Origin of the sequence: Lentihominibacter faecis (assembly GCF_014306095.1) — a bacterium.
GTDB lineage: Bacteria > Bacillota > Clostridia > Peptostreptococcales > Anaerovoracaceae > Lentihominibacter > Lentihominibacter faecis.
On the sequence record NZ_JACRWC010000086.1, the window covers coordinates 1 to 9,780 of the forward strand.

General features: G+C 49.5%; 12 protein-coding genes and 1 pseudogene. All 13 read right to left on the minus strand.

What is annotated here, in order from left to right; translation table 11 throughout:
* On the minus strand, positions 1–495 hold a 495-nt coding region (locus H8876_RS06725), incomplete at its 3' end, for a TrmH family RNA methyltransferase (protein ID WP_283241775.1).
* Positions 473–967 carry a dihydrofolate reductase gene (locus tag H8876_RS06730; protein WP_249287094.1) on the minus strand — a complete coding sequence of 165 codons (495 nt, stop codon included), beginning with the start codon at positions 965–967 and terminating at the stop codon, positions 473–475. The genes H8876_RS06730 and H8876_RS06725, both read right to left, overlap by 23 nt.
* A gap of 69 nt (positions 968–1,036) precedes the next feature.
* Entirely contained in the window at positions 1,037–1,867 is an 831-nt protein-coding gene (thyA, locus tag H8876_RS06735) for a thymidylate synthase (RefSeq protein WP_249287095.1), read from the minus strand.
* Positions 1,868–1,890: 23 nt separating this feature from the next.
* On the minus strand, positions 1,891–2,121 hold the full coding sequence (locus H8876_RS06740) for a hypothetical protein (protein WP_177265714.1): 231 nt from the start codon (positions 2,119–2,121) through the stop codon (positions 1,891–1,893).
* Entirely contained in the window at positions 2,078–2,515 is a 438-nt protein-coding gene (locus H8876_RS06745) for a Mini-ribonuclease 3 (protein ID WP_177265715.1), read from the minus strand. The genes H8876_RS06740 and H8876_RS06745 overlap by 44 nt, the downstream gene beginning before the upstream one ends.
* A gap of 33 nt (positions 2,516–2,548) precedes the next feature.
* Entirely contained in the window at positions 2,549–3,946 is a 1,398-nt protein-coding gene (gene cysS / locus H8876_RS06750) for a cysteine--tRNA ligase (RefSeq protein ID WP_249287096.1), read from the minus strand.
* Positions 3,933–4,739, minus strand: a complete 807-nt coding sequence (gene cysE, locus H8876_RS06755; protein WP_346727846.1) for a serine O-acetyltransferase — start codon at positions 4,737–4,739, stop codon at positions 3,933–3,935. The genes cysS and cysE overlap by 14 nt, the downstream gene beginning before the upstream one ends.
* Positions 4,740–4,888: 149 nt before the next feature.
* The gene (locus H8876_RS06760) at positions 4,889–5,986 is read right to left on the minus strand and encodes a peptidoglycan DD-metalloendopeptidase family protein (protein ID WP_249287097.1); all 1,098 of its coding nucleotides are present in this window, start codon (positions 5,984–5,986) and stop codon (positions 4,889–4,891) included.
* A 128-nt stretch (positions 5,987–6,114) separates the two neighbouring features.
* The gene (locus H8876_RS06765) at positions 6,115–6,975 is read right to left on the minus strand and encodes a PHP domain-containing protein (RefSeq protein WP_249287098.1); all 861 of its coding nucleotides are present in this window, start codon (positions 6,973–6,975) and stop codon (positions 6,115–6,117) included.
* 1 nt (position 6,976) lies between these two features.
* Positions 6,977–7,528, minus strand: coding sequence for a DJ-1 family glyoxalase III (locus tag H8876_RS06770; RefSeq protein ID WP_249287099.1), 552 nt, complete (start codon positions 7,526–7,528; stop codon positions 6,977–6,979).
* Between the two features lies 1 nt (position 7,529).
* Positions 7,530–8,456 carry an ABC transporter permease gene (locus H8876_RS06775; RefSeq protein ID WP_177265816.1) on the minus strand — a complete coding sequence of 309 codons (927 nt, stop codon included), beginning with the start codon at positions 8,454–8,456 and terminating at the stop codon, positions 7,530–7,532.
* A gap of 2 nt (positions 8,457–8,458) precedes the next feature.
* The gene (locus H8876_RS06780) at positions 8,459–9,532 is read right to left on the minus strand and encodes an ABC transporter permease (RefSeq protein WP_249287100.1); all 1,074 of its coding nucleotides are present in this window, start codon (positions 9,530–9,532) and stop codon (positions 8,459–8,461) included.
* Positions 9,532–9,780, minus strand: a pseudogene (locus H8876_RS06785) (hypothetical protein); the annotation flags it as partial. The gene H8876_RS06780 and the pseudogene H8876_RS06785, both read right to left, overlap by 1 nt.

The window sequence follows — 9,780 nt, forward strand, 5'->3', positions numbered from 1 at the left end:
ATAAGAGACAGGTTCGATGGTCCTTGGCATATTGGTCACGCGGGCACACGGCATATATTCCACCGCACCTGCGGATGTTTTCGCAACCGTCTCCGTAATGGAAACCGACCGCCGTTTCGGAATGATCACGCCATGCGCTCCGGCACATTCTGCCGTCCGCATGATAGCTCCCAGATTGTGGGGATCCTCCAGCCCGTCCAGCAGGATCACAAAAGGATCTTCGCCCCGCTGTTTCGCCACATTCAGGATCTCCTCTACCGTGGCATACTCATAATCCGACACGACAGCGATGACACCCTGATGGTTGCCACCGTCCGCGTCCCGGTCCATCCGGCTTTTATCGCTGTAATAGAGAGGGATCTTCTTTGCTTTCGCCTTGCCCTCGATTTTCTTTATGGAACCTTCTGCACCCTTTGCCAAAATGATCTTTTCGATTTCACGATCACTGTTAAGTGCTTCTGTCACGGCGTTCCTACCGATTATTTTCTCTGACATATTTTAAAAACCTGTATGTGATTCCCTTTTCTTCCTGCAGTTCGCTTTCCCACGCTGCTTTCAGACCCATTTCATCCAGATCCGGGAAGTAGCGATCCGCTTCAAACGTTTCATTGATTTTCGTAACATAAAACACATCACAAAGCGAGAAAAACTCCTGATAGATCTCCGCTCCGCCGGCAACAAATACCGTCTCCGGATCGTAATCTTTCACGGCATCCTGCACATCCTCTACAGTATGACAAATGACGCAGCCGTCTTTTGCATACCCCGGATCCCGCGTCAGCACGATGTTTTCCCGTCCTGGAAGAGGCTTGCCTCCCGGGAAGGATTCCAGTGTCTTCCTGCCCACGATGATATGGTTTCCGATTGTCTTTTCTTTATAATATTTCAGATCACCCGGAAGATGCACAAGCAGGTTTCCTTCCCTGCCGATGCCCCAGTTCTGATCCACCACCACGATAGCATTCATATTCTGCTCCTTCTTTTCTGTCCGTCTGCCTTCCCGCCTTCCGGCATCCTGCAGCTGCCCGCAATCACGCTAGATAGCCACCGGAATATTTCTGATCTGAGGATTCTTCGCATAGTCCTCGATCAGGATATCATCTGTCGTAAAGTCGTAGAAATCCGTGATTTCCGGATTCAGGCTGAATTTTGGCGCCGGATACTGCGGTCTTTGTATCATCTCCCGCACGATATCCACATGACGATCATAGATGTGCGCATCTGCGATCACGTGCACCAGCTGCCCCGGCTTCAGTCCGCTCACCTGTGCCAGCATATGTACCAGCACGGCGTACTGTACGACATTCCAGTTATTGGCCGTCAGAATGTCCTGAGATCGCTGATTCAAAATAGCGTTGAGCCGGTCACCCGTCACGTTAAAAGTCATGCTGTAGGCGCACGGTTCCAGCCCCATCTCCATAAGGTCGTCGAATTTATAGATATTGGTCATGATCCGGCGTGAATACGGCGTGTGTTTCAGCTGCCAGAGGACATTGTCCACCTGATCCATTTCCCCGTGAGGAAATTTATACTTCACCCCCAGCTGATAGCCGTAAGCCTTGCCGATAGAGCCGTTTTCATCCGCCCATTCGTCCCAGATATGACTGGATAGGTCTTTGATATTATTTGATTTTTTCTGCCAGATCCACAGCATTTCATCCACCGCGGATTTGATTGCAGTCGGGCGCAGTGTCAGTGCCGGGAATTCCTCCTGCAGATCATAACGGTTCACGATGCCGAACTGCTTGATGGTGTGGGCCGGCGTTCCGTCCTCCCACTTTGCACGAACCGTCTGTCCCTGGCTGGAATAGCCGTGATCCAGGATCTCCTGACACATAGCCACAAAAAGTTTGTCTGCCTGACTCATCTTTTCCTCCCTGTTCACTCCCGCTACAGGATCACGTATTTGATCACGATCCCGATCAGCGCCAGCACAATAACGATCACATAAGTTTTTTCAGTGCTGTTGAGGTTCTTCAAACCCTTCGGCTTAACGCCCTCTTCTTCCTGACGACGTCGGTTTTCCCTGTCGTACTCCATATTGGTACGGTAGTAATCCGCCAGAACATCTTTTGTCTTATTTCTGACCTGCCGCTTTTTCTTTGGTTTCTTTTCTCCCATTGATATGTTCATCCTTTACAATTCCAATAGCACGCTCCATCAGCCAGGAAAGGCGATCCTGGTTTTCCGTCAGATACAAATATCCTGTCAGCGCTTCAAAAGCTGTTGCCCATTTATAGGTCACCGGGTCTGCATTTTTCGCTTTCGTTGCAGATTTCCGGTTTCTGGCTCGTTTCACAAGTGCCTGCTCTTTTTCGTCCAGCTCATCAAAGATCGTTTTGATGATCTTCGCCTGCGCCGATGCCCGCACATACAGTGTCGCAATATGATGCAGCCGATTCACATTATAGTATCCCTGCTTCATCATTTCTTCCCGCACAGCAAGCTCATATACAGCATCCCCCATGTACGCCAGTGCCGTCGTATTGATTTCTTTGATATTTTCTACTTTCATTTCCCGTCAGCCCTTCGCAGCTTTCTGCAAAGCTTACTCCTTGATGATCTGTACACCCTGCGGCGTGTCTTTCAGTGTGATGCCCTTTGCTTTGAGAAGGTCGCGGATCTCGTCGGCTCTTGCAAAGTTTTTTGCTTTTCTCGCTTCCTGACGTTCGTCTACCAGAGCCTGGATGTCTTCATCTACCGAGTCGTCTTCTTCCTTCTGCAAAAGTCCTACGACAGATGCCAGCTCCATCAGGATATCCAGACATTTTTCTGCAAATTCTTTGCTGGCGCCGTTTCTTACATCCGTATTGATGGCTGTGATCAGTTCAAAAATAGCTGAGATCGCATCTGCTGTGTTCAGGTCGTCATCCATGGCTGCGATGAATTCCTGACGATACTTGTCGTATCCTTCCAGTTCCTTTTTCTCTTCATCCGTCATCGTGCCTTCACCGGTTGCGATCAGGTGCTTCAGGTTTTCCTTGGCGTGCTGCATTCTGGCAAGTCCCGCCTTGGCCTGTTCCATCAGTGTATCGCTGAAGTTGATCGGATTTCTGTAGTGTCCGGAAAGGAGGAAGAAGCGGATCACTTCTCCATCATAGTCCTTTAAGATATCTCTTACTGTGAAAAAGTTGCCTTTTGATTTGGACATCTTTTCATTGTCGATGGTGATATATCCGTTGTGCATCCAGTAGTTTGCAAACGGTACACCGTTGCAGCATTCCGACTGTGCGATCTCGTTCTCGTGATGCGGGAACTGCAGATCCTGTCCGCCTGCATGGATATCGATCGTATCCCCCAGGTGTTTCTTGGACATAGCAGAACATTCGATATGCCAGCCTGGTCTTCCCATGCCCCACGGGCTTTCCCATGCGATCTCATCCTCTTCCTTGCGAGCTTTCCACAGGGCAAAATCCAGCGGATCCCGTTTGATATCACCCACAGCGATACGTGCTCCCGATTCCAGGTCTTCGATATTCTGTCCGGACAGTTTGCCATATCCGTCAAATTTACGCGTGGAGAAGTACACATCTCCGTTTACTTCGTAAGCATATCCCTTGTCCACCAGGGTGCTGACAAAATCAATGATCTCCGGTATATGCTCGGAAACCTTCGGATGGACGTCAGCCTTTCTGACATTCAGTGCTGCTGCGTCTTTATAATATTCCTTGATATATTTTTCGCTGATCTCCGGTGCCGTAACGCCTTCTTCTCTGGCTTTATTGATGATCTTGTCATCTACATCGGTAAAGTTCTGCACGAATTTTACTTTATATCCCCGGTATTCCAGATATTTGCGAAGCGTATCGAATACAACAAAAGGTCTTGCGTTTCCAATGTGGAAAAAGTTATATACCGTCGGTCCACAAACGTAAATTTTAAGGATTCCGTCTTCGATCGGCTTCAGCTCTTCTTTTCTGCGTGTCATAGTATTATAGATTTTCATGCTTTACCTCCGTTTCTCCTTCCGGGCTGTCCGGCAGAGTTTCCGTTACGATTTCTCCATTGGTTTCATCGTAGATCCGGTTCAGGCTGCCATCCTCCATCTCTCGCAGGATGTTTGGATACTGACAGTCTTCATGACATTCATGAGCCAGTTCTACTCCCAGTTTTTCTACGATAATATCTTCGAGCTCCACGACTCTGCGCCGCAGGCATTCCAGTTCTACTGCGATCGGATCCGGCATATCGACCTGATCCATTTCTGAGATCGGCTTGCCGTTTCTGCGCACGATCGTCCCCGGGATCCCGACGACGGTACAATTGTCAGGAACCTCCTTCAAAACGACGGATCCAGCGCCGATCTTCACATTATTACCCACCTTAAACGGCCCCAGGATCTTCGATCCGGAACTTAAAATAACGTTGTTGCCGATCGTCGGATGACGCTTGCCGGTATCTTTTCCGGTACCTCCCAGCGTCACGCCCTGATAGATCGTTACATCATCTCCGATCTCGGTGGTCTCCCCTATAATGATCGCCATGCCGTGGTCAATGAAACACCGCTTGCCGATGACTGCCCCAGGATGGATCTCCACCCCTGTCAGCCAGCGCGCCAGCTGCGAAATGATCCTCGCCAGAAGCTTTACATTATGACGGTACAGCCAGTGTGCGGGCCGGTGAAAAATAATCGACCAGATACCTGGATAGCATACCAGCACCTCAAAGCCGTTCCGCGCCGCCGGGTCTCTGTCTAAGACCGCTTTGATATCGTCTCTAACATCTTTAAAAAAGCCCATATTACCTTCCTTGTCTTTTGCAATATAAAAGTGGACAGCGAAGTCCATTCTTTATATTAGCACATCTCGATTTTGAAAGCAATGACAGGGAGCAAGTATTACAAAGGTATATAACAAAAAGCCGCCCGAAAAGGCAGCTTTCTTTCTTGTTATTCAATCAGACCGCTCGGGTCGATACTGTTTCGGTTGATGATCACCTCGAAATGCAAATGCGGTCCCGTTGACCGTCCCGTGGATCCTACCAGCGCGATCTGTTCGCCGCGCTCCACACGCTGTCCTGCGGATACCAGGAGCCTGCTGCAGTGTGCGTAATACGTCTGCATCCCGTTTCCATGATCTATTTTGACGATATTTCCATAGCTTCCATTTGCTCCGGCGAAGTATACATTCCCGTTATCTGCCGCTCGGATCTCACTGCCCTGAGGCAGCGCAATGTCTATCCCATGATGCACTTTGCCCCAGCGCGAACCAAAGCCGGACGTAACGACCCCGCCGGCGACAGGACGCTGCAGTTTCCCGTATACGGCGTCTTCATCATACGAAAGATCCGGGTCCTCATAAAAACTGCTCTGATAGGATGCCGGCAATTTCGTCCCGGCGAGGATCACCTTTTCCTCCGGTTCTTCAACGACGGATTCTTCCAGGATCGTTTCAGACACCGGATTTCCGTTTTCCTTCGTCACCTTTTTCGTGATTTCCTTTGTCCCCGGGCTTCCTTCGGAGGCCACCTTGATCTCCCCCACAGAGAGAGATTTTACCGGCTGGTATTCCTCCGGGATGTCGATATCCTCTTCTTCCTTTCGTTCCTCTGTGGTGACGACTGTAAGGATACTCTCTTCCTTATGGGTTCCCAGTAGTTTTTTCTCTGCCTCTGCTGCCGTCATCACATCCGGAGGATCGTCTCCAAGCTCCAGGTCCATTCTTTTCGTTGTCGTTTCTTCTTTCAGTTCAACATCAAGGACTTCCGCACCTTCATGTCCGCAAGACGTCACGATATTCTGGATCACCTGCTCCGCTGTTTCTCTGGAATCTACGAGCGCAGCTTTCTTCCCATCGACCATGATATACCACGGAGCTTTCATCAGGGTCCCGTCCGACAGCAGAACGGGCGCTTCCCATCCCTCGGCAGCCGCCGCCTTTGCAGAAGTGATCCCGCAGGTCGCCGCAGACAGCAGGATCACCACGATCATCAGCAGCTTCTTACTGGGGACTGGATCCGCCTTTTTTTCTGAAATAGTTTTATTCATTTGTACCTCTCGATTTTATCCCTCGCGGGAATGGAATACAAAAATTAGTATTCCCATATTTTGAGAGTCCATACATGTGAAAACTGCCGACAGTTTCCTGCCGGCAGTCCTGACTTTTTCGTATTCTGCTATTTCACATCCAGCCCGATCAGCTTCGTCTCTTCGATCTGTGCGGTGTCCTCTGCTTCTGCAAAGTCTTTTCCGTGGAAGTCCGATCCACGGGTGATGCAAAGGTCATATTTTTGTGCCATCTGAACGAATCGAAGGCTCTGTTTCTCATCTTGATCCGGATGAAAGCATTCCAGTCCGCCAAGACCACACGAAACCAGATTCTCAACGATCCCTTCCATATTCTGATAAAACTCCCGGCTTCCCGGTGTTCCGATCTTTTTTGCCTGGATCGGATGTGCCAGCACCGGAAGTCCTCCTGATTCCCGTATCAGCTTTACAGCATCTGATGCTGACAGTTTCTCTTTTTTGATAGCAAGAGCTGTTTCGCTTCCCAGCATTTTTTTGCTCTGGAACACTTCCGGTATGCTGGAGGCATATCCCTTTGCGATCAATGCCCGCGCAATGACCGGTTTGCCGATATAGTCATTGGGCTGGATCTTCCTCAGCTCTTCTTCGGAGATATCATATCCCATTTCCTGCAAAGCGGCGATCAGCTTTGTGTTGCGGGCGGCTCTTCTTCTGGAAAGCTCTTTCATTGCAGCAAGCAGCGTTTTATCGGCAAGATCCATCCCATAGCCTAAAATATGGAGTTCGGTTCCCGAAGCCGTCTCCGTTGCCAGCTCCATGCCGGGTATTACGGTCAGATCTACTCTTCGACCTTCTTCCAAAGCCTCCGGCAGTCCATCGATCCCATCATGATCTGTGATGGCGATCTGATGATATCCAAGAGCTTTTGCAGCATCCACGATCTCCGCCGGAGAAGCTTGTCCATCCGAAAATTTCGTATGAATATGAAAATCTACCCGATACTTACTCATCTTATAAAATCCCTTTGTACAGCAGTCCTTCAGCAACTTCATCCGCAGCATTATCGCCTTTGATTTTTCTTATAATGACCAGAGCGAATCCGATGGCGTATGCAGGGCCTTTCCCCGTGATCACATTGCCATCTTCTACAACACCGCTGTCTATATACGAAGCCATGTTCAGCTCATTCTGCATACCCGGATAAATAGTCGCCGTTTTGTGGGTCAGCGCTCCGCGGGCATCGAGGACCATAGGAGCTGCACAGATGGCAGCAAGAGCCTTGCCCTGCAGTGCGAATTCAGTGATTTTTTCTCCCAGCTCTTCGTGATTCTTCAGATGGAGTGCACCCGGCATCCCGCCCGGCAGTACGATCATGTCGCAGCCATCGTAATCAGCCTCTTCAAACAGCAGATCAGCCTGGATCTGCATGCCATGGGCTCCTTCCACCATTTTATCTTCCATAATGGAAACCATCTTCACATCGATCGCTGCCCGGCGAAGCAGGTCTACTATCGTGACCGCTTCCACTTCTTCAAATCCTTCTGCAAAATGTACATATACCATGTTATCGTTCCTCTCTGAAATAGTTGTTTCCTAAATCAGCCGGCGGCTGACTTTCTTTCTTTTTCTTGTACGTACTGAAAATAACGATCAGAATGGTCGCAACATACGGGATCATATCTACCAGATACTGCGATACGCCAACACCCATTGCCTGAAGTTTCAGTCCCAGAATGCTGAGGCCTCCGAACAGAGCACCGCCGAAAAATCCTTTTATCGGATTCCATGCCACGAAAATGACCAGAGCAACCGCGATCCATCCGCGTCCATTAACGATATTTTCCTGCCAGATCGGCATTCTTACCAGAGACAGATATGCGCCGCCCAGGCCGCAAAGCGCTCCACCGATCAGAATGTGGACGTATTTATAAAGTGCCACGTTGATGCCGGATGCATCTGCCGCCGCATTGCTTTCTCCAACTGCTTTCAGATTCATTCCGATCTTCGTCTTGTACATGTAGACTGCTGCCAGAGCACACACGATGTAACTGATGTAAACGAAGATATCCTGCTGGAAGAAGATTGGTCCTATGACCGGAATGTCTCCCAGGAGCGGAATCGACAGCTTTGCAAAAAACGAGGTGATGTCCGATGGCACGCTGGAACCCAGAAGCGGTTCCCCTACAAACTGTGCGAAGCCTGTTCCAAATATGGTAAGTGTCAGACCGCAAACGACCTGGTTTGCACGAAGGCTGACAGTCAGAAATCCAAAGATCAGCGCACCGCCTGCCCCCGCTAATGCTGCCGCAAGCAGAGCCACTGCCGGATTGTAGGTATTGATACTCGCCAGGAACCCCATAACAGCTCCCATCAGCATCATACCTTCCACTCCCAGGTTCATGCTCCCCGATTTTTCTGTGATCAATTCTCCTACCGTTGCGAAAACAAGAGGCGTTCCTGCTACAACGCAGGCTGCTAAGAATTCTACCATGATCAAGCCACCTCCTTGCTGTTTCTGCCGATATGTACTCTATATCGCATAAAAAATTCACTTCCCAGAACAAAGAACAGGATAAGGCCCTGTACGATATCCGATACTGCGCTCGGCACGCCGAGAGCGATCTGGATGTACTGACCTCCCTGGATCAGCATCGCGAATACAGCACAGACAGCCACCGCATATCCTGCATTCAGCTTGGAGAGCCACGCTGTGATGATAGCGGTGAATCCATATCCGTTGGCTATCCCATACACTAAAGTTTTCTCAATAGCGGACGCCTGGATCATACCGGTGATACCGCAAAGTCCTCCGGAGATCAGCATAGCTACTACGATGATCCGGCTGATATTCATGCCTGCATAACGAGCCGTTTCAATACTTTCTCCAACTACGGTGATCTCGTAGCCTTTCTTGGTATAATTCATAAAGAAATACACGAAGGCCGCTGCAAGGATCGCCAGGATCCATCCAATATTCACACCGCCCAATTTCGGCATGACAGCATTATCCGGGAACATTGCGATCTTCGGGAATCCATTGGCTGCAGGATCCATCCATGGGCCATACTGCAAATAGGTGACGAATTTGATCGCCACGTAGTTCATCATCAGGGTGAAGATGGTTTCGTTAGTTCCCAGTTTCGCCTTGAATATCGCTGGAATAAACGCCCATATGCCTCCACATACAGCTGCTCCGACCATCATCAGAAGAAGCATGACAGGCTGCGGAAGGTTCGGGCTCAGATTAAGAGCGACCCAGCTGGCGCCCAGCGCTCCCATGGTGATCTGACCTTCTGCACCGATGTTCCAGAACTTCATTTTAAATGCGACGATGATACCCATCGAAGTGATGATCAGAGGCACTGCTTTGACAATGGTCTGCTTTACACGAAGTCCGGTCCCTACAGAGCCCATGATGATTTCCTTGAAAATTTCGAACGGATTGAGCCCGAAAATCAGAAGGATGATCCCCGCGAAAACGATCGAAAGTACGATTGCCAGCAAGGTGATCAGAATTTCTTTTTTTCGTGACAGATTATCACGCTTGGTGATCCTTATGAAATCCATTATTCGTCCACCTCCTGTGCTTTCTTTCCTGTCATAAGTAATCCTATATCTTCTTTTGTTACCTCATCCGGATCGACAATTCCCGTGATCTCACCATGACACAGCACGATGATCCTGTCGCAAAGATCCATCAGAACGTCCAGATCTTCGCCGACAAACAGAACGCCGACGCCTTTTTCCTTCTGCTCATTGAGCAGATCATAGATTTTATACCTGTCTCTTATACACATCTCCGAGCCCACGAGACG